The sequence below is a fragment of the Saccharothrix algeriensis genome, assembly GCF_016907655.1.
GTDB lineage: Bacteria > Actinomycetota > Actinomycetes > Mycobacteriales > Pseudonocardiaceae > Actinosynnema > Actinosynnema algeriense.
The window spans coordinates 3,159,716-3,180,635 of record NZ_JAFBCL010000001.1 but is presented as its reverse complement, the minus strand read 5'-3'; the positions used below and the strand labels follow the sequence as shown (position 1 = coordinate 3,180,635).

Annotated in this window: 18 protein-coding genes; 10 read left to right on the top strand and 8 right to left on the bottom strand. The window is 73.2% G+C overall.

All coding sequences use genetic code 11. The features are described 5' to 3' along the window. The first annotated feature begins 61 nt into the window (after nucleotides 1–61). The 5 genes from JOE68_RS14405 to JOE68_RS14385 are packed head-to-tail and all read left to right on the top strand — an operon-like array spanning nucleotide 62 to nucleotide 5,517. Nucleotides 62–808, top strand: coding sequence for an SDR family NAD(P)-dependent oxidoreductase (locus JOE68_RS14405; RefSeq protein ID WP_346038547.1), 747 nt, complete (start codon nucleotides 62–64; stop codon nucleotides 806–808). After that, nucleotides 805–2,217 (top strand): AMP-binding protein, encoded by a 1,413-nt coding sequence (locus JOE68_RS14400; protein WP_307819680.1) that lies wholly within the window; start codon nucleotides 805–807, stop codon nucleotides 2,215–2,217. The genes JOE68_RS14405 and JOE68_RS14400 overlap by 4 nt, the downstream gene beginning before the upstream one ends. After that, complete coding sequence (locus JOE68_RS14395; RefSeq protein WP_307819679.1) at nucleotides 2,214–3,278, top strand: LuxE/PaaK family acyltransferase; 1,065 nt, start codon at nucleotides 2,214–2,216, stop codon at nucleotides 3,276–3,278. The genes JOE68_RS14400 and JOE68_RS14395 overlap by 4 nt, the downstream gene beginning before the upstream one ends. Continuing rightward, nucleotides 3,275–4,495, top strand: a complete 1,221-nt coding sequence (locus tag JOE68_RS14390; protein WP_204842854.1) for an acyl-CoA reductase — start codon at nucleotides 3,275–3,277, stop codon at nucleotides 4,493–4,495. The genes JOE68_RS14395 and JOE68_RS14390 overlap by 4 nt, the downstream gene beginning before the upstream one ends. 44 nt (nucleotides 4,496–4,539) lie before the next feature. After that, nucleotides 4,540–5,517 (top strand): lysylphosphatidylglycerol synthase transmembrane domain-containing protein, encoded by a 978-nt coding sequence (locus JOE68_RS14385; RefSeq protein WP_204842853.1) that lies wholly within the window; start codon nucleotides 4,540–4,542, stop codon nucleotides 5,515–5,517. Between the two features lie 22 nt (nucleotides 5,518–5,539). On the opposite strand, the gene JOE68_RS14380 is transcribed toward JOE68_RS14385, so the two are convergent. After that, nucleotides 5,540–6,391, bottom strand: coding sequence for an HAD family hydrolase (locus JOE68_RS14380; RefSeq protein ID WP_204842852.1), 852 nt, complete (start codon nucleotides 6,389–6,391; stop codon nucleotides 5,540–5,542). A gap of 70 nt (nucleotides 6,392–6,461) precedes the next feature. Here JOE68_RS14380 and JOE68_RS14375 point away from each other — a divergent pair, with 70 nt between their 5' ends. Both JOE68_RS14375 and JOE68_RS14370 read left to right on the top strand, forming a co-directional pair. Beyond that, the gene (locus tag JOE68_RS14375; protein ID WP_204842851.1) at nucleotides 6,462–7,328 is read left to right on the top strand and encodes an LLM class flavin-dependent oxidoreductase; all 867 of its coding nucleotides are present in this window, start codon (nucleotides 6,462–6,464) and stop codon (nucleotides 7,326–7,328) included. Nucleotides 7,329–7,405: 77 nt separating this feature from the next. Further along, nucleotides 7,406–9,451, top strand: coding sequence for a DUF6541 family protein (locus tag JOE68_RS14370; protein WP_204842850.1), 2,046 nt, complete (start codon nucleotides 7,406–7,408; stop codon nucleotides 9,449–9,451). Nucleotides 9,452–9,536: 85 nt separating this feature from the next. Here JOE68_RS14370 and JOE68_RS14365 read toward each other — a convergent pair whose 3' ends face one another. Then, nucleotides 9,537–11,510: a DUF6541 family protein gene (locus JOE68_RS14365; protein WP_204842849.1), complete on the bottom strand. Its 1,974-nt coding sequence runs from the start codon at nucleotides 11,508–11,510 to the stop codon at nucleotides 9,537–9,539. Nucleotides 11,511–11,752: 242 nt separating this feature from the next. Between JOE68_RS14365 and glf the strand changes: the two genes are divergently transcribed. Next, nucleotides 11,753–12,937, top strand: a complete 1,185-nt coding sequence (gene glf, locus JOE68_RS14360) for a UDP-galactopyranose mutase (RefSeq protein ID WP_204842848.1) — start codon at nucleotides 11,753–11,755, stop codon at nucleotides 12,935–12,937. Between the two features lie 139 nt (nucleotides 12,938–13,076). Further along, nucleotides 13,077–14,966, top strand: a complete 1,890-nt coding sequence (locus JOE68_RS14355; RefSeq protein WP_204842847.1) for a glycosyltransferase — start codon at nucleotides 13,077–13,079, stop codon at nucleotides 14,964–14,966. A gap of 80 nt (nucleotides 14,967–15,046) precedes the next feature. Here the strand turns inward: JOE68_RS14355 and JOE68_RS14350 are convergent, their stop codons facing one another. The 6 genes from JOE68_RS14350 to JOE68_RS14325 form a co-directional block, all read right to left on the bottom strand. Next, a complete protein-coding gene (locus tag JOE68_RS14350) occupies nucleotides 15,047–15,259 on the bottom strand; it encodes a hypothetical protein (protein WP_204842846.1) in 213 nt (70 codons plus the stop codon). A gap of 83 nt (nucleotides 15,260–15,342) precedes the next feature. Beyond that, nucleotides 15,343–16,239, bottom strand: coding sequence for a galactofuranosyltransferase GlfT1 (gene glfT1, locus JOE68_RS14345; RefSeq protein ID WP_204842845.1), 897 nt, complete (start codon nucleotides 16,237–16,239; stop codon nucleotides 15,343–15,345). 3 nt (nucleotides 16,240–16,242) lie between these two features. After that, complete coding sequence (wzt, locus tag JOE68_RS14340) at nucleotides 16,243–17,058, bottom strand: galactan export ABC transporter ATP-binding subunit Wzt/RfbE (protein ID WP_204842844.1); 816 nt, start codon at nucleotides 17,056–17,058, stop codon at nucleotides 16,243–16,245. Nucleotides 17,059–17,073: 15 nt separating this feature from the next. Beyond that, a complete protein-coding gene (wzm, locus tag JOE68_RS14335; protein WP_204842843.1) occupies nucleotides 17,074–17,985 on the bottom strand; it encodes a galactan export ABC transporter permease subunit Wzm/RfbD in 912 nt (303 codons plus the stop codon). Between the two features lie 48 nt (nucleotides 17,986–18,033). After that, complete coding sequence (locus JOE68_RS14330; protein WP_204842842.1) at nucleotides 18,034–18,909, bottom strand: class I SAM-dependent methyltransferase; 876 nt, start codon at nucleotides 18,907–18,909, stop codon at nucleotides 18,034–18,036. 96 nt (nucleotides 18,910–19,005) lie between these two features. After that, nucleotides 19,006–19,536, bottom strand: coding sequence for a bacterial proteasome activator family protein (locus JOE68_RS14325; protein ID WP_204842841.1), 531 nt, complete (start codon nucleotides 19,534–19,536; stop codon nucleotides 19,006–19,008). A 176-nt stretch (nucleotides 19,537–19,712) separates the two neighbouring features. On the opposite strand from JOE68_RS14325, the gene JOE68_RS14320 reads away from it, so the two are divergent. Then, nucleotides 19,713–20,912 (top strand): cysteine desulfurase-like protein, encoded by a 1,200-nt coding sequence (locus JOE68_RS14320; protein WP_204842840.1) that lies wholly within the window; start codon nucleotides 19,713–19,715, stop codon nucleotides 20,910–20,912. The last annotated feature ends 8 nt before the right edge of the window (nucleotides 20,913–20,920 follow it).

The following is a 20,920-nucleotide window of genomic DNA, read 5'->3' as shown; positions in this document are numbered from 1 at the left end:
ACCGCGGCCCGTCCGTGCGGGCGCATCCGACGTGTCGACTGTGTACGGGACTGATGACGTAGTGATTGACCTGACCGGCAAGGTCGCCGTGGTGACCGGCGGCACACGGGGTATCGGGCTGGCGACCGCGCGCGCGCTCGCCGAGGCCGGGAGCGCGGTCGTGGTCACCGGGCGCGACGAGGCGCAGGCCAAGGAGCGCGCGGCGGCGATCGCGGCCGAGTTCGACGCCGACGTGACCGGCGCCGCCCTGGACGTCACGGACGGCAAGGCGGTCGGCGCGGTCATCCGGGGCGTGGCCAAGGAGCGCGGCCGGCTGGACATCGTGGTGGCCAACGCGGGCGTCCTGGAGGACGCCCTGGTCGGCATGATCAGCGACGAGCTGGTCGACCGGATGCTGAGCACGAACGTGGCGGGCACGATCCACACGGTGCAGGCCGCCGCGCGCGCGATGATGCGCCACAAGCGCGGCGCGATCGTCGTGCTGGCCTCGATCGTGGGCGAGCGGGGCAGCGCGGGGCAGACCGCCTACGCGGCGTCCAAGGCCGCGGTCGGCAACGTCGCCCGCTCCACCGCCAAGGAGCTGGGCCGCTACGGCATCCGGGTCAACGGCGTCGCGCCCGGCGTGATCGAGACCGCGATGACCTCCCACCTGGGCGACGAGATCATCCGGGGCCGGATCGCGGACACGCCGCTGGGCAGGCTCGGCCGCGCCGACGAGGTGGCCCGCGCCATCCGCTTCCTGGTCAGCGACGAGGCGTCGTTCGTGACCGGGCAGATCCTCGGCGTGGACGGCGGACTGGTGCTGTGACCGGTCACGACCTGCTCCACCCCGGCGCGCGCCTGGTCGACGCGGCGGGCGGCCGGTCGCTGGACGGCGCCGCGCTGCGCGCGGAGGTGGCCGCGGTCTCGTTCGACGGCGTGCCCGAGGGGGTGCTGTTCGCGCTCACCGCGATCGACGTGCCCAGCGTGCTGCGCTACCTGGCCGCGTTCGAGTCCGGTCGCGCGGTGGCGCTGCTGGACGCGGGCCAGGACGCCGGCGTGCTGCTGGACCTGGTCGGCCGGTTCCGGCCCGCGGCCGTGCTGGGCGCGGCGGGCGAGCCGCCCGCCGGCTACCGCGCGGGCGACGTCGCCGGCCCCGCGTGGGTGCGCGCCGACCCGGCGGGCGTCGTGCCGCACCCCGACCTGGCGGTGCTGCTGCCGACCAGCGGCTCCACCGGCAACCCCAAGTTCGTCCGGCTGTCGCGGGCCGCGGTGCTGGCCAACGCCGGCGCGATCGCGGACGTGCTGGGCATCGACGGCGCCGAGGTCGCGCCCACCAGCCTGCCGCTGCACTACAGCTACGGGATGTCGGTGCTCAACAGCCACCTGCTGCGCGGCGCGACCGTGGTGGTCGAGCCGACCGGGGTGATGGGGCGGCCGTTCTGGCAGGCCGTCGAGGAGCACAAGATCACCTCGCTGGCGGGCGTGCCCTACCACTACGAGATGCTGCGCAGGCTCCGGTTCGACCCGGCCAAGTACCCGACGCTGCGCACCATCACCCAGGCGGGCGGCAAGCTGCGCGACGAGCTGGTGGTCGGGTTCAACGACCTGATGACGGCCGTCGGCGGCCGGATGTTCGTGATGTACGGCCAGACCGAGGCCGCGCCCCGGATGGCCACCGTGCCCGCCGAGCGGCTGGCCGACAAGGTCGGCTCCGCCGGCCCGGCGCTGCCCGGCGGCGCGTTCGCGATCCGGTCGGCGGACGGCGTCGAGACCACCGCGCCCGACGTGGTCGGCGAGGTGCTCTACCGCGGCCCGAACGTGATGATGGGCTACGCCGAGGGCGAGGCGGAGCTGGCGCTCGGCGACGTGACCGGCGGCGTGCTGGAGACCGGCGACCTCGGCCGGCTGGACGCCGAGGGCTACCTGTTCATCACCGGGCGGCTCAAGCGCATCGGCAAGGTGTTCGGCAACCGGGTCAGCCTCGACGACGTGGAGCGGTTCGCCCGCGCCGCGTGGCCCGGCTCCCTCGCCGCCGTGCCCGCCGGCGACAAGGTGGTCGTCTGGCTGGAGACCGCCGCGGGCGACGACCGCGGGGCCGACCGCAAGGCGGTCGCGCGGGCGCTGTCGGAGAAGCTGCGCCTGCACGTGACCGGGTTCGACGTGCGGGCGGTCGAGGCGCTGCCGCTGCTGGCCAGCGGCAAGGTGGACTACCGCGCACTGGAGGATCGGGCGTGACCGCGACAGCCGAAGACGTGTTCCGGCTCGGCCAGGCGGAGCGGGAGGCGGCGCTGCTGCCCGCGCTCACCGAGTTGACCGAGCACCACCGCGCCCGGTGCGAGCCCTACGACCGCATCCTCGCCGCGATGGACGTGCCCCGGGTGTTCGACTCGGTCGAGCGCCTGCCGTGGCTGCCGGTGCGGATGTTCAAGCACCACGTCCTCAAGAGCGTGCCGGACGACGAGGTGTTCAAGGTCCTGACCTCCTCGGGCACCACCGGGGCCGAGGTGTCGCGCATCTACCTGGACCGGGAGGCCGCCGGCGACCAGCCGCGCCACCTGGGCCGCACGCTGCGGGCGGTGCTGGGCGACCAGCGGCTGCCGATGCTGATGGTCGACACCGTCGGCATCGTCAAGAACCGGCGCTCGTTCTCCGCGCGCGGCGCGGGCGTGCTCGGCATGGCCAACTTCGGCCGCAAGCACGTCTACGCGCTCGACGAGCAGGACCGACCGGACGTCGAGGCGATCAAGGGCTTCCTCGCCGCCCACGGCGACCAGCCGTTCCTGATCTTCGGCTTCACCTTCATGGTGTGGCAGTACCTCTACGAGGTCGCCCGCGAGCACCGGCTGGACCTGTCCAACGGCGTGCTGATCCACTCCGGCGGCTGGAAGAAGCTGGTCGACCGGGCGGTGGACAACGCCGAGTTCCGCCGCCGGTTCGCGGCCGACACCGGCCTGACCCGGATCCACAACTACTACGGCATGGTCGAGCAGCTGGGCACCGTGTTCGTCGAGGGGCCCTCCGGCAACTCGCTGTACTGCCCGGACTTCGCCGACGTGGTGATCCGCGACCCCGAGACGTGGGCCGAGCAGCCGGTGGGCGTGCCGGGCGTCATCGAGGTGGTCAGCACCGTGCCGCGCTCCTACCCCGGCCACGTGCTGCTGACCGAGGACCTGGGCGTGGTGCACGGGATCGACGACGGCGACTGGCCGGGCAAGCGGTTCTCGGTGCTGGGCAGGCTGCCCCGCGCCGAGGCGCGGGGGTGCTCGGACACGTTCAGCGGGGGGGCGGCGGCGTGAAGGTCCAGCAGCGTTTCCCGGCCGGCGCCGACGTCGAGGTGGACGAGCTGCTGGCCGACGTCGCCGCGGCCGACCGGCTGGAGTTCGGCGACGAGCGGGTCGTCGACTTCCTGGTCCGCTTCGCCCGCAGGCTGCTCGCGCCCGCCGTGGCGCGGCGGTTCCCGGAGCTGGCCTCGCTCGGGTTCTTCCTGCGGCGCGGCGAGATCGCCAAGGCGCTGGCCAACGCGCGCACCGCCGAGGACGCGCTGAGGTTCCCGCGCGGCCTGGTGTTCCACGTGCCGCCGGCCAACGTCGACACCATCTTCGTGTACTCGTGGGCGCTGTCCGCGCTGGCGGGCAACCCGAACGTGGTCCGGATCTCGTCCCGGTCGGCGGGCGCGGCCTCCACCGTGCTGCAGGAGCTCGACGCGGCCCTCGCCGAGGCGGACCCGGTCATCGCGCGGACCCAGCGGATGATCACCTACGGCCGCGACGACGCCGTGACGGCGGCGCTGTCGGCCGCCTGCGAGCTGCGGGTCGTGTGGGGCGGCGACCGGTCGGTCGCCGAGCTGCGCAAGCACCCGCTCGCGCCGCAGGCCCGCGACCTGACCTTCCCGGACCGGGCGTCGTTCGCCGCGATCTCGGTCGAGGGCTGGCGGGCCGCGTCGCCGGAGCGCCGGCGCGAGGCGGTGACCGGGTTCTACAACGACTCGTACTGGTTCGACCAGGCGGCCTGCTCCTCGCCCCGGACGCTGTTCTGGGTCGGCGACCAGGCGGCGGCGCGGGCGGCGCAGGACGAGTTCCGCGCGCTGCTGGCCGAGGTCGTCGCCGCCAAGCGCTTCGTCGTGGAGCCCGCGATGGCCGTGCAGAAGCGGGTCTCCGCCTACGGCGTCGCGGCGGAGGGCCAGGCCACCGCCATCCGGTTCGACGGCAACGCGGTCGCCACCCTGGACCTGGTCGAGCCCGCCGCCGTGCCGCGCGAGTGGCTGGGCGTCGGCACGTTCCCGCAGGCGGGGCTGGCCGACCTGGCCGAGTTCGCGGCCGTCGTGCGGCGCAAGGACCAGACCCTGAGCACCTTCGGCTTCGACCGCGCGGAACTGCTCGACCTGGCCCGCCTGCTGGGCGGGCGCGGCATCGACCGGATCGTCCCCTTCGGGTCCGCGCTGAGCTTCGCCGCCACCTGGGACGGCTACGACCTGGTGGCCGAGTTCAGCAGGCTCACCACCGTAGCGCTCTGACCGGACCCACACCCATGCCCAACAGCGCCCATCGCGAGGAACCCATGACGACCGTCGAAGCCGACCCGACGCAGGTCAGCCAGCCGACGCGGACCAGGAAAGCCCAGCTCGTCAACTGGGCGCGCCGGCTGCTCGTGGTGGCGGTCGTGGTGGCCGCCGGCTACCAGCTGGTCGTCCACTGGTCCGAGGTGTGGGACACGCTCAGCGGCATCGCCTGGCAGTCCGCGCTGCTCAGCCAGCTCGCCGTGGTGGTGTCGATCCTGTTCGGCGTGCTCGGCTGGCAGACCATGGTCGACGACCTCGGCAAGCCCATCGGGATCCTGCGGGGCGCGCAGATCAACCTGGTCGGCCTGCTCGGCAAGTACGTGCCGGGCTCGCTGTGGGCGTACGTGCTCCAGATGGAGCTGGGCCGCAAGGCGGGCCTGGCCAGGGCGCGGGTGTTCACCGCGGCGCTGGTGCAGGTGGGCGTGTCGGTCGTGGTGTCGCTGCTGCTGGGCGCCCTGGCGATGCCGGTGCTGCTGGACGAGACGCCCGAGGCGATGTGGCTGTTCGCCCTGCTGCCGGTCGGCCTGGTGGCCCTGCACCCGAGGATCCTCACGTGGGCCACCTCGCTGGTGCTGAAGGTGCTGCGCCGGCCGCCGCTGGACCACCGGCTGAAGTGGTCGACCATCGGCAAGGTGTTCGGCTACGCGGTGCTGGCGTTCGGGTTCCAGGGCGTGCACCTGTGGCTGCTGGCCAACTCGGTCGGCGCGCCCGGCGTCGGCGGCCTGGTGCTCTGCGTCGGCGCGATGGCCCTGGCCATGACCATCGGCCTGTTCTTCTTCATCATGCCCGCCGGCGCGGGCGCGCGTGAGCTGGTCATGGTGGGCGTGCTGGTGGCCAGCGGCATCGACCCGGTGCAGGCCGGCGCGTTCGCGGTCGCCTCGCGGGTGATGTTCATCGTGGCCGACCTGCTGACCGCGGGCGCGGCGGCGGGCGCGGCGCGGTGGCGGGCGCCCGCGGTGACCGCCCCGGGGGTCTGAACCGCGGCTCGGCTCGAAGGGCTCACGGGGCCGGCGGGTGCGCCGCGGCCCCGTTCGGGAGCGGGAACCAGCGCTCCAGGAGCCGGGCCACGCCGTCCTCGCTGTTGGGCGCGGTGACCTCGTCGGCCACTTCGAGGACGTCGGGGTGGGCGTTGGCCATCGCGACGCCGTGCCCGGCCCAGCCGAGCATGGCGATGTCGTTGGGCATGTCGCCGAACGCGACCACGGCGCTCGGCTCGACGGCCAGCCGCTCGGCCACGTCGGCGAGCCCGTCCGCCTTGGTGACGCCCGCGGCCGAGACCTCGATCAGGCCCGCGTTGCTGGAGTAGGTGACGCAGACCTCCTCGCCGAAGACGGCCTCCGCCGCCTCGGCGAGCTGGACGCTGGTCATCCCGGCGTGGCGGACCAGCAGCTTGACCGCCGGGACGCCGAGCACCTCGGCCCGGCTCAGCTCGCTGTGGTCGCTGCCCGGCCACGCGTGGCGGTAGGCGGGCTCGGCCACGAAGGGCGCCACCGCGGGGTCCGCCACCGAGTCGCCCACCCGCTCGGCGGCCACCGCGCAGCCCGGCAGGGCCCGGCCCAGCGCGTCGGCCAGGTCGCCCAGCAGGACCGGGTCCAGCTCCCTGCGCCACAGCACCCGGTCCGCGCCGACGTCGTAGAGCACCGCGCCGTTCGCGCACACCGCGTACCCCGTGGCGCCGGCCTGGGCGGCGACGTCGGTGACCCAGCGCGGCGGGCGGCCGGTGGCCAGCACGAACGGGACCCCCGCCGCCCGCACCCCGGCGACCACGCCCGCCGTGCGGGCGCTGACCCGGTGATCCGGGCCGAGCAGGGTGCCGTCCACGTCCGATGCCACCAGGCGAGGGGTCTCCACCAGCCCATACTGCCCTGCCGGCGGCGGTGCCCCGCACATCGGGGGACGAGAGGCTCGTTACTGTTCGGGGGTGCGCGTTGGCATCGTGATCCTCCCCGAAGACCGCTGGTGGGCAGCCGAGCCGAAGTGGCGGGCCGCCGAGGAGTACGGGTTCGCGCACGCCTGGGCGCTGGACCGGCCCGGCCCGCCGGCGTCGCCGGAGGGGCCCTGGTTCGCGGCCGTGCCGACGCTCGCCGCCGCCGCGCTGGTCACCGGCCGGATCCGCCTGGGCACCTTCCTGACCACCCCGGACCTGCGCCACCCGGTGCCCTTCGCGCGGGAGCTGCTCACCCTCGACGACCTGTCCGACGGGCGGCTCACCGCGACCCTCGGCCCGGGCGCCGGCCCGGCCGGTCCGGGCGGCGAACCGCTCGGGCCCGCCGACCGCGCCGCCCGGTTCGGCGAGTTCGCGGACCTGCTCGACCGGCTGCTCGCCCAGGACCGCACGACCGCGAGGGGCCGGTTCTACGCCGCGGACGACGCCCGCAGCGCGCCCGGCTGCGTCCAGCGCCCCCGGTTACCCTTCGTGGTCGCCGCGGACGACCCGGCGACGATGGCGGTGGCCGCGCGGCGGGGCGCCGGCTGGCTCACCGAGGGCCCGGCCGCGGCGGACGACGACGCGTGGTGGCGCGGGGTGGCCCGGCTGGTCGAGCGGTTCGACGAGGTGCTCCCGGCCGGTGGCCGGGCCGGGTTCGGCCGGTACCTGAGCGCGGACGCGGGCCCGGTCTACTCGCTGACCAGCGTCGAGCGGTTCCGCGACGTCGTCGGTCGCGCCGCCGAACTCGGTTTCTCGGACGTGGTGGTGCACTGGCCGGGTGATGACGGTCGGTACGCGGGACGCGAGCAGGTGCTGGAGCAGGTGGCCGCGGACGTGCTACCGGGACTCGTGACCCCCTGACCCGCTGTGCACCGCCGTGGTCGGATTTGTAAGGATGCGCCTGCTGATGGCCCGTCCGAGTGAACTGAGAAGAGCGCATGACCGGAGTCGAGGTAGGCACGCTGCTCGCTGCGTCCGCGGTGGTCCTGCTGCCAGGCGTGAGCGTGCTGGCGATGCTCGGCGTGCGGCGGGCGCTGTGGCTGGCGGGGCTCTCCCCGGTGGTGTCGGTCGGCGTCGCCACCGTGGTGGGCATGGTCTGCGGCCTGCTCGGCCTGTCGTTCGGCGTGGTCCCGCTGGGCGTCGCGACCGCGCTGGCGGCGGCCGTGGGCGTGCTGCGGTGGGCGCGGGCCCGGCGGTCCGCCGCGCCGGCCCGGCGGCGCCGGACCGCCTGGTCCGCGGTGTCCTCGGCGGCGGGCCTGCTGGTGCTGCTGGTGGGCGTCGCCTACGCCGTGCGCACCTGGATGCTCGGCATGGCGGGCGACCTGTCCAAGGTGCCGCAGGAGCACGACACGATCGTGCACTCGGAGCTGGTCGCCTACATCATGAACACCGGCCGCGGCGCGCCGTGGCAGCTGCTGCCCATCGACTTCCTCTCCAACGGGCCGGTGCACTTCTACCCGTCGGGGATGCACCTGCTCTCCGCCGCGGTCGGTGAGCTGACCGGCGACCCGATCCGCGGCCTCAACGGCGTCACGGTGCTGCTGCTGGGCGTGTGCGCGGCGCTGTCCACGGCCGCCCTGGCCTTCGTGGCCGCGCGCCGGGCCCGGCTCGGCGCGCCGGCCGCGCTGCTCGCGGCCGGGTTCGGCGCGCTGGTCGCGGTCGGCCTGAACGCGCCGACCATCACCCTGACCGCCCAGGGCGGCGTGCTGCCCAACGCCGCCGCGCTGGTGCTGACGCCGGGGTTCGCCGCGGTCCTGCTGAGCGTGCGCCGGCGCGACTGGTCCGGCGCGGTGGCCGTGGCGGTCGGGTTCACCGGCCTGGTGGCCCTGCACCCCAGCGCCGTCATGAGCGTCGGGGTGACCGTCGTCGCCTGGTGGCTCGGCGAGCTGATGAGCCGCGGCGGCCTCGCCCGGCTGCGCGGCCAGCTCGCGCCGCTGGCGGTGGCCGGCGGGCTCGCCGCCCTGGTCGCCGCGCCGCTGCTGGTCCAGCTGGTCGGCCAGTCCGGCAAGACCTCCGGCTTCCCGGCCGACGTCCCGGCCGCGCCGCTGGCCACCGCGCTGGGCCAGACGCTGTCCCTGCCGCTGACCGGCTACCTGCCGCAGTACGAGGGGCGCGCCCAGGTCGCCGCGTTCCTGCTGGCCGTGGTGGGCGCGCTGGTGCTGCTGACGACCCGGCGCGCGCTCGGGCTGCTGACCGCCACCGCCGCCTGGGTGGCGATCACGGTCGGCATGTGGATCAGCCCCGGCAGCGGTTTCGAGTCGGCGATCACCGCCTTCTTCTACAACGCGATGCTGCGCATCCGCAGCCACGTCTACCTGCTCGTCCCGGTGCTGGTCGGCGTCGGCGTCGTGCTGGCCTGCTGCCTGGTCGCGGCCCGGCTGCGCCGGACGCGCCCGCTGCGCGGGCGGGCGACCCCGGCCCTGGCCCTGGCCACCGCCTTCGCGCTGGTGGTCGCGGCGGGCTACGCGCTGGCCCCCGCCCGCGGGTACCTGGAGGTCAACGCCCACTACCTCGGCACCCGGTACGGCGACCCGGACCTGCTGCGCGTCGACCGCGACGACTTCGCCGCGTTCGACTTCCTGGCCGGCCGGGTCGGCCCGGGCGAACGGGTGATGAACTCGGCCAACGACGGCTCCACGTACCTGTACGTGGAGAAGGGCATCCCCGTGGTGAACACCATCGCCATGGGCTTCGAGCGCGCGCCGTACACCTACCAGCTGCTCCAGCGGTTCAACCGCTACCCGACCGACGACGGGATCCGCGAGCTGGTGCTCGACCTCGACATCACCTGGGTGTACGTGGACGGCGCGCCGCCGCCCATCGGCGCGGCGGGGTCGCCGGAGAACTGGGCGGGCAACGGGCTGTTCACCTTCGCGCCCGGCCTGGCGGACCTGGCCGGGCTGCCCGGGCTGACCGAGGAGTTCCGCAGCGGCGAGGTGCGCGTCTACCGGCTGGACCGCGCGGTGGTCGAGCAGCTGGGCTGACGCGACCGGGCCGACCGGTCAGGGGCACGACCCGGTCAGGGGCACGACCCGGTCACGGGCACCACCGGTCAGGCGCACGACCCGGTCACGGGCTCCGCTCCGTCGCCGGCGCCAGCAGGGACCGGTCGATCTCGTAGAGCTGGAAGTCGGCGTTGCCGTACCGCAGGGTCAGCGCGGGCAGCCCGGCCAGGTCGCGCAGCCCCGGCGCGCGCTCGAACCGGTCCATGTAGCCGGTGCCCACGACGACGTACCGCACGTCGAGGTCGCGGATGGTCCCCGCGACCTCGGCGTCGGTGGACAGCTCGTCGAAGCGGTCCAGCAGCAGCTGCCGCCGCGGGCTCGGCGCGATGGCCAAGTAGTGGTTGATCAGCGGGCGGACGCCGGTCAGCGCGTAGGTCCACACGGTGCCGTCGCCGCCGTCGTTCATCACCGTCCCGCCGTCCTTGGCGATCCTCGCCAGCTCGCGCATCCCGTCCTGCTCCAGCCGGGACAGCACCGGGCCGTTGAACGAGAACTCCAGCCGGGCGGCGTTGCGGCGGGCGTACCCGTCGGACTGGACGAGGTAGCCGGCCGCCACCAGCGCGGCGGCGACCGCCGTCGCCGCGGTCGCGGCCCGCGGGGTGCGCAGCCGGGCCACCCGGGACACCAGCCCGGCCAGCCACCGCGCGGACGACCACAGGCCCCACCCGGCGGCGACGGTCGCGGGCAGGGTCATCGCCGCGGCGAGCCGGAACCGGTCGTTCCACCACGGTGACGTGACCGCCTGCGCCCACGGGAAGTCGATGCCGCTCGCCGCGACGAACAGCACCAGCAGGATGCCGTAGGCCGCCGCGAGCCACCGCAGCACGCCGTCGCGCAGCATCAGGAACAGGCCCAGCAGCATGAAGCCCGCCAGCAGCCACTGCGGCCAGGCGGCGTCGCTGCCCAGCAGCACGCCGTCGCCCAGCGCCTTCGACGGGGTGGTCACCGCGGGCCAGTCGTAGGCGGCGGTGGCGCCCGCCATCGTCGTCGCGCCCAGCAGGTAGGGCAGGGCCAGGACGCCGACGCCGACGCCGACCAGCGCCAGGCGCGGCAGGTCGGCGCGCGCGAACCGGCGCGGGTCGCCGGCCAGCCGGTGCACGGCGAAGCACACCACCAGGATGGCGCTGATGAACACCATCGCCGAGTGGGTGCCCGTCAGGCCCGCCCCGGCCACCGCCACCAGCACGCCCACCCGGTCGGCCCCGGACCGCAGCCAGTGCAGCAGCAGCGCCAGGAACGGCAGCACGAGCACCAGGCCCGCCGCGTACGGGAAGAGCTGGCCCCACTGGTAGAGGTCCCAGGGGTAGCTCGCGAACGAGGTCGACACCAGGGCCGCGGCCGCCGCGAACCCCGCGCTGCCGCCGGCCGCGCGGACCAGGGCGACGGCGCCCAGCGGCACCGCCACCGCGGTGGTCACCAGCATCCCGGTGTTCATCACCCGCGGGATGTCCGCGCCGGTCAGCTGGTAGACCAGCGCCTCGAAGCAGTGGTAGACGTGCGGGTAGAAGGCGCCGGCCGGCTCGTCCGGGCGGTCGATCCAGCCCAGCAGCCGGGTGCCCGACTCGCCCCGGTCGCCGATCAGGCGGATGGCCGTGCCGTGGTAGGGCGCGTCCCACGCCTGGGGCACCGACCCGAGGCCGTGCGTGGCGTAGGCGACCACGGTCACCGCGATCCCGGCCGCGACCAGCAGGGCGGCGGCCACGGCCGCCGATCCCCAGCGCGACCACGGCGTGCCCACCGGGCTCGACCGCGGCAGGCCGCGCCGGCGCACCAGCACCAGCCCGGCGCCCGCGAGCAGCGTGGCCACCGCGCAGGAGCCCAGGAAGTAGGGGGCGGCCCAGCGCGCGCCGAGCACCGGGGCCGCCGGCGCGGCGACCGCCACCAGGCCCATCGTCACGGCGGGCGCGACACCGGCCAGCAGCCAGCCGCGCAGGCCCACCAGGGCGGCCACGACCGCGCCCGGCAGCCACAGCAGCGCGACCGTCACCGCGACGGCCACCAACGTCACCTGCTCGGTGCCGGCAACGACGTCGAGCATTCCACCCCCACGGACAGTGATCCCGACGAGCCACGGAACGCGACGAAGCTACTCGGTTGCCGCATGTGCTCACTGTGCGGGTACGGGTGCGGAGGGTGAGGATTCGTCGGTTGTCCCGGTGGCCGCCGCCGGACCGCCGGGCGGGGTCTGCTAACGGCGGGCGTTACCGCTGGTCACCGCGGCAGCACGGACACGAGGGTCGGCTGCGGGCGGGACCGGTGGCCCGAGTAGGGTGCAGCGGCGTGAGCTTCGCAGGATATGACCTGATCGTGGTCGGTTCCGGGTTCTACGGCCTGACCGTCGCCGAGCGTGCCGCCAGCCAGTTGGACAAGCGCGTGCTGGTGCTGGAGCGCCGTGAGCACATCGGCGGCAACGCCTACTCCGAGGCCGAGCCGGAGACCGGGATCGAGGTGCACCGCTACGGCGCCCACCTGTTCCACACGTCCAACAAGCGCGTCTGGGACTACGTCAACCAGTTCACCGAGTTCACCGGCTACCAGCACCGCGTGTTCGCCATGCACGGCGGCACGGCGTACCAGTTCCCGATGGGCCTGGGCCTGATCACGCAGTTCGTGGGCCGCTACCTCACCCCCGACGAGGCGCGCGCCTGGGTCGCCGAGCACGCCGCCGAGATCGACCCCAAGGACGTGAAGAACCTGGAGGAGAAGGCCATCTCGCTGATCGGCCGCCCCCTCTACGAGGCTTTCGTCCGCGACTACACCGCGAAGCAGTGGCAGACCGACCCGAAGGAGCTGCCGGCCGCGGTCATCAGCCGGCTGCCGGTCCGCTACACGTTCGACAACCGGTACTTCAACGACACGTACGAGGGCCTGCCCAAGGACGGCTACACGGCGTGGCTGGAGAAGATGGCCGACCACCCGAACATCGAGGTCCGGCTGAACACCGACTTCTTCGACGTCCGGGAGGAGATCCCGGCGGGCACCCCGGTCGTCTACACCGGCCCGGTGGACCGGTACTTCGACTACTCCGAGGGCTGGCTGGGCTGGCGCACGCTGGACTTCGAGCAGGAGGTCCTGCCGACCGGCGACTTCCAGGGCACCCCGGTGATGAACTACAACGACGCGGACGTGCCGTTCACCCGCATCCACGAGTTCCGGCACTTCCACCCCGAGCGCGACTACCCGACCGACAAGACGGTCATCGTCCGCGAGTTCTCCCGCGCCGCGGAGAAGGACGACGAGCCGTACTACCCGATCAACACGGCCGAGGACCGCGCCAAGCTGGAGCGCTACCGAGAGCTGGCCAAGCAGGAGGCCGCGGAGCGCAACGTGCTGTTCGGCGGGCGCCTGGGCACCTACAAGTACCTCGACATGCACATGGCGATCGGGTCGGCGCTGACCGCGTTCGACAACCGGATCGCGCCGCACCTCACCGAGGGCACGCCGCTCGACGGCAGCCTGGACTGACGCCCCGGCCGGCACCGCGTCGCCCCGGCGGGCGACGCGGTATGGTCGCTGGTATCACCTGATCGCCCCAGGCAGAGCCACGTCGTGGCCGCCGACACCCGAACCCGAACCGCTCCGCAGGTTCGCCGGAGGAAAGCACGTGACCGAGCACAGCTCCAGTGGTGGCATCGACCCGAGCAAGGTGCTCCAGCGGGTGATCCTGCCCCGCGACGAGGACCCGCTGGACGTCCGACCGCTGTACCTGGACGAGCCGGACAACGTCCACTCGCACGTCTCGTCCCGCCGTTCGGTGACCGTCCCGGCGTCGGCGAAGGTGTCGTTCGCCTCGTACTTCAACGCGTTCCCGGCCAGCTACTGGAAGCGCTGGACGGTCGTCGAGGAGGTCGTGCTGCGCCTGCGGGTGCGCGGCGCGGGCCGGCTCGACGTGTACCGCTCCAAGCCCAACGGCGACCCGATCCACCTCGACGGCCGGCCGATCCGGTCGCCGCAGGGGTGGACGCACGTCGAGTTCCGGGTCGGCCTCAAGCCGTTCGAGGACGGCGGCTGGATCTGGTTCGACGTGTTCACCGACGACCAGACGCTGGAGATCGGCGAGGCCGCGTGGACCACCGACCAGGTGCTCCCGGCGCAGAAGGTCGCCATCGGCATGACGACCATGCGCCCGGTCGACGCGGTGATCGCGCTGCGCGCGCTGGGCGAGGACCCGACCGTGCTCGACGTCGTGCAGAAGGTGTTCGTCGCCGACCAGGGCGCGGTGAAGGTCCGCGACACCGAGGGCTACGCCGAGGCGGTCCGCCTGCTCGGCGACAAGCTCGAGGTCATCGAGCAGGAGAACCTGGGCGGCTCGGGCGGCTTCACGCGCGGCCTGTACGAGGCGATCGAGCACACCGACGTCGACCAGATCATGCTGATGGACGACGACATCCGGCTGGAGCCGGACGCGGTGCTGCGCTCCAACGCGTTCGCCCGCGCGGCGGCGCAGCCGGTCGTCGTCGGCAGCCACATGCTCAACCTCCAGGCCCGCGCCCGCCTGCACACCATGGGCGAGGTCGTCGACCTGGCCTCGGGCTACTGGCGGCCCGCGCCCGGCGCGGTCACCGACCACGACTTCGGCGAGGAGTCGCTGCGCGAGACCAAGGAACTGCACCTGCGCATCAACGCCACCTACAACGGCTGGTGGATGTGCCTGTTCCCGCGCGAGGTGGTGCAGCGCACCGGCTACCCGCTGCCGCTGTTCATCAAGTGGGACGACGCGGAGTACGCGCTGCGCGCCCTGGAGAACGGCTACCCCACGGTGTCGCTGCCGGGCTCGGCGGTGTGGCACATGCCGTGGACGGACAAGAACGACGCGACCGACTGGCAGGCTTACTTCCACACCCGCAACCGGCTGGTGCTGGCGGCCCTGCACAGCCCGTACGACATCCGCTCGACGCTGCTCAAGCAGGGCCTGAAGCTGTCGCTGCGGCACCTGCTGTCGATGGAGTACTCCACGGTGGCCGTGCAGCAGAAGGCCATCGAGGACTTCCTCGCGGGCCCGTCGAAGCTGTTCGAGTCGCTGCGCACGGCCCTGCCGGAGATCCAGGCGCTGCGCAAGACCTACTCCGACGCCCAGGTGCTGCCCTCGGCCCGCCAGTTCCCGCCGCCGACGTTCGACATGGTGCGCGCGGAGTCGATGCTCAGGCCGCCGACGAACCCGGCGACCATCGCGGCGGAGGCGGCGAAGGCGCTGGTGCACAACCTGCGCGCGCCGGACGCCTCCACCGCGGAGCGCCCGCAGATCAACGTGCCGGCCACCAACGCCCGGTGGTTCCTGCTGGGCAACCTGGACAGCGCGACGGTGTCGAACGCGGACGGCAGCGGCGTGGCGTTCCGCAAGCGCGACCCGAAGGAGTTCAAGCAGCTCATGGCGCGGGCGGTGCGCAACTACCGCCGGCTGGGCCAGGAGTGGCCGCGGCTCAAGCGGGTCTACCGCGACGCGCTGCCCGAGCTGACCTCGGTCGAGGCGTGGCGGAAGGTCTTCGAGAACTAGCCCGGGAGAACCAGCCCGGCAGGCCGGGTCCGTTCCCCGATCGGGGGAGCGGGCCCGGCCTGCCGGCGTTCGTGGCGCGTTCACTCGAAGTAAGCGGCTGCGACGTGGGCGAAGTCGACCACGAACTCGCGGCCCTCGGCCGTGCGGACGGACTGCGTGTGCCCGTTGCGCACGACCTGGACCAAGCGGGGCGCGAGGTCGTCGACGACCTCCTGGTCGACCTGCACCGAGATCGGGTTCGGGTTCGCGGCCAAGTACAGGACGAGGCTGGTCTTGCGCGCTTCGGAAGGCATGGGACCAGCTCACCGCCCGGCCGCCGACCGGGCAAGGCGGGTTCGCCGGCGGCGATCACGCGGACGGCGAACGCGCGCCGGGCTCACTTCCGGAAGAACTTCTCCCGCTGCCCCTGGCGCACCAGCCTGACCCACTCCAGGAAAGCCTTCGGGTCCTTGCGCACGCCGATGAAGTACAGGCCGAACCGGAAGACCTCCAGCAGCCCGAGCTTGCGCATCCCCGGCTGGGACAGCAGGTAGCCCCGGTTGCGGTAGGTGTAGTAGCGCTTCACCGGGTTCTCCGGGTCCTGCGCGTGGAACCGGCCGCCGAGCATCGGCTTGAACTCGTCCGACCCGTCCGGGTGCAGGTAGGTGACCCTCAGCGACGTCCCGAACGGCAGCCCGGTGCGCACCAGCCTGCGGTGGATCTCCACCTCGTCGCCCCGGAAGAACAGCCGGTAGTCCGGCACGCCGATGACGTCCACCGTCGACGCCCGGAACAGCGCGCCGTTGAACAGCGACGCGATGCCCGGCAGGAAGTCGGAGCCCAGGTCGGCCGCGCGGCGCTTCCAGGTCAGGCCCCGGCGCAGCGGGAACGCGAGCTTCTCCGGCTGCTCGATGTTGGACACCACGGGCGAGATCGCGGCCAGCCCCCGCCGCTGCGCCTCGGCGAGCAGCACCTCCAGCACCGTCTCGTCGGCCGGCCGCCCGTCGTCGTCGGCCAGCCACAGCCAGTCGGCGCCCAGCGACAGGGCGTGCAGCATGCCCAGGGCGAACCCGCCGGCGCCGCCCAGGTTGCGGTGCGACGCGAGGTAGGTCGTCGGGATCGGGCACTGCTCGACGAGGTCGTCCACGGGCTGGTCCGGGCCGTTGTCCACGACCACGAGGTGGTCCAGCGCCCTGGTCTGCGAGGCCAGCACCTTCAGCGACTGGGCCAGCAGCTCGCGCCGGTGGCGGGTCACCACGACCCCCACCACGGACCCCTTCGGCAACGCGCTCACGGTCTACTCGCCACCGTTCCCGCTCAGCACCGGTGACTGGCCGATCCGCTCCAGCGTGTCCGGGCTGAGGTGCTCGTAGGGGTCGCGGCCCTTGTACGCCTTCACCACCTCGCGCAGCGAGCCGTGCATCTTCACCTGGCCCTCGTCCATCCAGATGGCCGTGTTGCACAGCTCGACCAGCATGTCGTCGGAGTGGTTGGCGAACACCAGGATGCCCGACCGCGCCACCAGGTCGTTGAGCCGGTCGCGGGCCTTCTCCAGGAACGCCGCGTCGACCGCGCCGATGCCCTCGTCCAGGACCAGGATCTCCGGGTCGATGGAGGTCACCACGCCGAGCGCGAGGCGCACCCGCATACCCGTGGAGTAGGTGCGCAGCGGCATCGACAGGTAGTCGCCCAGTTCGGTGAACTCGGCGATGTCGTCGACCCGCTTCTCCATCTCCTTGCGGCTCATGCCGAGGAACAGCCCGCGGATCATGATGTTCTCGTACCCGGAGATCTCCGGGTCCATGCCCACGCCGAGGTCGAAGACGGGGGCGACCTTGCCCTCGATGCGGCAGCTGCCCCGGGTGGGCTCGTAGATGCCGGCGAGCAGCCGCAGCAGCGTGGACTTGCCCGCGCCGTTGTGCCCGACCAGGCCGACCCGGTCGCCGTGCCGCAGCGAGATGGTGATGTCGTGCAGCGCTTCGATGATCGGGACGCGACCCTCCGCGCCGATCTTGCCGCCGACCTTGCCCAGCGCGAGCTTCTTGAGCGACCTCGACTTGGCGTCGAAGATCGGGAAGTCGACCGAGGCGTTCCAGACGTCGATGCTGACCATTGGTTGCGGCCTCACTCAGACCCAGTAGGAGACGCGGGCACGGTAGTTGCGCAGCGCGAGGAGCGCCAGTGCCCAGCCGACGACGGTGAACGCGCCCACGACCACCCAGTGGTGCCAGTCCTGCTGCTGGCCGAGCAGGGGCGCGCGCACGATCTCCAGGAAGTGGTAGATGGGGTTGAACTCGGCGATCAGGACCTTCCAGCCGCCGTCACCGTTGGTGAACTTGTTGAGCACGCCGACGTGCCACACGATCGGCGTCATGAAGAACACCAGCTGGATGAAGCTGTGGATGACCGGCGGGATGTCGCGGAAGCGCGTGCTGATGATGCCGAACAGCAGCGCCACCCACACGGCGTTCACCATGACCAGCGCGAACGCCGGGATGGCGAGCAGGACCAGCCACGACAGGCCGGGCTGGGCGACCGTGTCACCCTCCATCCGGTAGGGCGAGGCCAGCGTCGGGAAGAACACGGCCAGCACGATCGCGTAGACCAGCAGGTTGTGCACGAGGAACAGCACCTGCCGCCACACCATGCGCAGCACGTGCACCGTCACCGGCGCGGGCAGGTGCTTGATCACGCCCTCGTTGACGATGAACACCTCGGTGCCCTCGGTGACCACGCCGAGGATGAAGTTCCACACGATGAAACCGACCGTCACGTACGGGAGGTACGTGCTGATCTGCTGGCCGAGCAGCGTCGAGTACAGCAGGCCGAGGGCCAGCGCCGTGGTGCCCATCGAAATGGTGATCCACAGCGGGCCGATCACCGACCGGCGGTAGCGCTGCTTGATGTCCTGCCAACCGAGGTGGCCCCACAGCTCGCGCTGCCGCCACGCATCACGCACATCGCCGAACGCGCGGGCGAAGGTGCGCGAGTCGGGTGCCGGGGGGACTGCCGGTCGGTCGACCGTACTCGTGTGTTGCACGAGTACTGAGACTACCGGCGACAGGGTGGCCCGCCTGTCGCCGGGCTGTCACGGTGCGGTCACCTCGGCCGGCGGGGCGTCCGGCACGCCGGTGATTTTCACGATCACCTGTTCGTGGTCGTAGGTGTATCCCTCGTAGCGGAACTCGGTCCCGGTGCGCTCGACGTACTCCGTCCAGGCCCGGTGCTCGTGCTCGCGCCAGCCGGGGAAGTTGAAGTACTCGTCGAACACGACCACGCTGCCCGGGACCAGCCGGGGGCCGACCAGGTCCAGCACCGTCCGGGTGGACGAGTACAGGTCGCAGTCGACGTGCAGGAACGCCACCGGGCCGGGGTGCTCGGCCAGGAAGCCGGGCAGCGACTCGTCGAACCAGCCGACCACCAGCTCCGCTCCGGGCACGTCGGGCAGGCTGTCGACGCCGAACATCCCGGCCGGGAACCCGCTGCGCCAGTGCTCGGGCAGGCCCTCGAACGAGTCGAACCCGTAGACCTGCTCGCCCTCGCGGGCGGCGGCGATGATCTTCAGCGTGGTGCCCGCGTAGACGCCGAACTCCAGCGCCATGCCGTCCCGCTCCACCAGCGTCAGCGCGTGGTCGAGGGTGGCGTGCGGGTGGTCGAAGTGCGGGGCGGAGGTCATGTGGTCCCGCACGAACCGCGCGCTGTCGGTCGCGGCGTCCCGCTCGCCCGCGAACACGATGTCCCGGCGGGCCCGGATCTCGAACCGCCGGAGGTCCTCGGAGATCCGGTCGGTCCGGTGGCGCAGCTCCTCGCGCAGCTCGGACAGCTCGCCCCGCAGCCGGTCGAGCTGCTCGGCGTGGGCCCGGTGGTGGGGCGCGACGACCTCCTCGATCGCCCGCAGCAGCTTGCCGCGCAGCCTCTCGCGGGCCTCTCCCACCAACCGGCTGTGCCGCACTCGGTCGAGCACGTGAACTCTCCTCTCACCCACACCGCCGCGGACGCGGCACCGCGGTCCGGCCGGCGGTGCGCCGCCGCCCGGGCCGTTGTCCGATCGCCACGCTTTCTACAGGTACTGACCGCCGCGCAGGGGTGGGTGCTCCGCCGATTCCCCGGATGGCCCAGCGGGCAGCGCGCGACCGCGCATCTGCTCCAGCTGGACGCGGGCCGCCATCTGCTGGGCGAACAGGGCGGTCTGGATGCCGTGGAACAGGCCCTCCAGCCAGCCGACCAGCTGCGCCTGCGCGATGCGCAGCTCCGCGTCCGAGGGCGTGCCCTCCTCGGTGAACGGCAGCGACAGCCGCTCCAGCTCGTCGCGCAGCTCCGGCGCGAGCCCGTCCTCCAGCTCGTCGATGGACCGCTTGTGGATCTCCTTGAGCCGGTTGCGGCTGGCCTCGTCCAGGGGCGCGGCCCGCACCTCCTCCAGCAACTGCTTGATCATCGTGCCGATCCGCATCACCTTGGCCGGCTGCTCGACCAGGTCGGTGACGTCCGGCCCGTTCGCCTCGTCGCCGGCGGGCACCCGCGCGGCGCCGACCGGCTTACCGTCCGGCCCGACCACGACGACGTGCCGCTCGTTCTCCGCTGCCTCGCTCATACCACCATCCTGGCGCGATCGGCCGGCCGCCCGCGCACCGGGTCGGCTCCGCCGCGCCCCGCCGGTGCGCCCCCGGCCCGGCGGCGGGCGCCCGGGCGGTGCGCCGGGTCACGCTTCGGCCGCTACCCCCGGCCCCTGCTGTCGCCCGCCCCGGCGTCCTCCGTACGGTGTGCGGCATGGCGTTCGACGTCGCCCGGGTCCGTGGGCTGTTCCCCGCGCTCGGCGACGGCTGGGTTCATCTGGACGCGCCGGCGGGGATGCAGGTCCCCGAACAGGTGGCCACGGCCGTCTCCACCGCGCTGCGCGCACCGGTCTCCGGGCCCGGTGGCATCTTCCCCGCTTCGCAACGCGCCGAGGCCATCGTCGACGCGGCCCGGCGCGCGGTCGCGGACCTGGTCGGGGCCGACCCGGCCGGCGTCGTGCTGGGCCCGAGCAGCGCGGTGCTGCTGCAGCGGCTCGCCGACGCCCTGTCCGAGGGCTGGTTCCTCGGCGACGAGGTCGTGGTGTCCCGGCTGGACCACCAGTCGAACATCGCGCCCTGGCAGCGCGCCGCCCAGCGCACCGGCAGCGTGGTGCGGTGGGCCGAGGTCGACATCGAGACCTGCGAGCTGCCCGCCTGGCAGTACGACGAGCTGGTGACCGACAGGTGCAAGCTGGTCGCCGTCACCGCCGCGTCCGGCTCGGTGGGCTCCCGCCCCGACCTCGCCAAGATCGCCCGGGCGGCCCGCCGCACCGAGGCGCTGGTCGTGGTGGACGCCTCGTCGGCCGCCCCGTTCGTGCCGCTGGACATCACCTCGATGGACGCCGACGTGGTCGCCGTCTCGGCCAACGCCTGGGGCGGCCCGCCGGTGGGCGCGCTGGTCTTCCGCGACCCGTCGCGCCTGGACCTGCTGCCCTCGGTCGCGGTCGAGCCGGGCGCGCGCGGCCCCGAGCGGCTCGAACTCGGCCCGCACGCCTACCCGCTGCTGGCCGGCCTGGTGGCGTCCGTGGAGTACCTGGCGGGCCTGGACGACGCCGCCGCGGGCCCGCGCCGCGAGCGCCTGCTGACCTCGCTCGGCTCGGTGAAGGCTTACCAGGCGGGCCTGCTGGCTAACCTCATCAACGAACTGCGATCGCTCCGTCACGTCATGGTGATCGGCGACGCCATGCGGCGGGTGCCCGCGCTGGCGTTCACGGTGGCCGGCGTGAAGTCGACCGACGGCGTCGAGCACCTGTCCCAACGGGGCGTCTGCGCCTTCGCCGACTCGGGCCAGCACGGGGTGTTCTCGGTGCTGGGGGTGGGCGAGGTGGGCGGAGCGATCCGGGTCGGCCTCGCGCACTACACGAACGCGGTCGAAGTGGACGAACTCGTGCGGGCGGTCGCCGAGCTGGGGTAGCCGGAGGT

Excerpts from the sequence above, each read along its gene's own strand:
- JOE68_RS14320 (WP_204842840.1), top strand. The coding sequence starts at position 19,713 with ATGGCGTTCGACGTCGCCCGGGTCCGTGGGCTGTTCCCCGCGCTCGGC.
- JOE68_RS14350 (WP_204842846.1), bottom strand. The coding sequence starts at position 15,259 with ATGCCTTCCGAAGCGCGCAAGACCAGCCTCGTCCTGTACTTGGCCGCG.
- JOE68_RS14370 (WP_204842850.1), top strand. The coding sequence starts at position 7,406 with ATGACCGGAGTCGAGGTAGGCACGCTGCTCGCTGCGTCCGCGGTGGTC.
- JOE68_RS14365 (WP_204842849.1), bottom strand. The coding sequence starts at position 11,510 with ATGCTCGACGTCGTTGCCGGCACCGAGCAGGTGACGTTGGTGGCCGTC.
- wzt (WP_204842844.1), bottom strand. The coding sequence starts at position 17,058 with ATGGTCAGCATCGACGTCTGGAACGCCTCGGTCGACTTCCCGATCTTC.
- JOE68_RS14325 (WP_204842841.1), bottom strand. The coding sequence starts at position 19,536 with ATGAGCGAGGCAGCGGAGAACGAGCGGCACGTCGTCGTGGTCGGGCCG.
- JOE68_RS14385 (WP_204842853.1), top strand. The coding sequence starts at position 4,540 with ATGACGACCGTCGAAGCCGACCCGACGCAGGTCAGCCAGCCGACGCGG.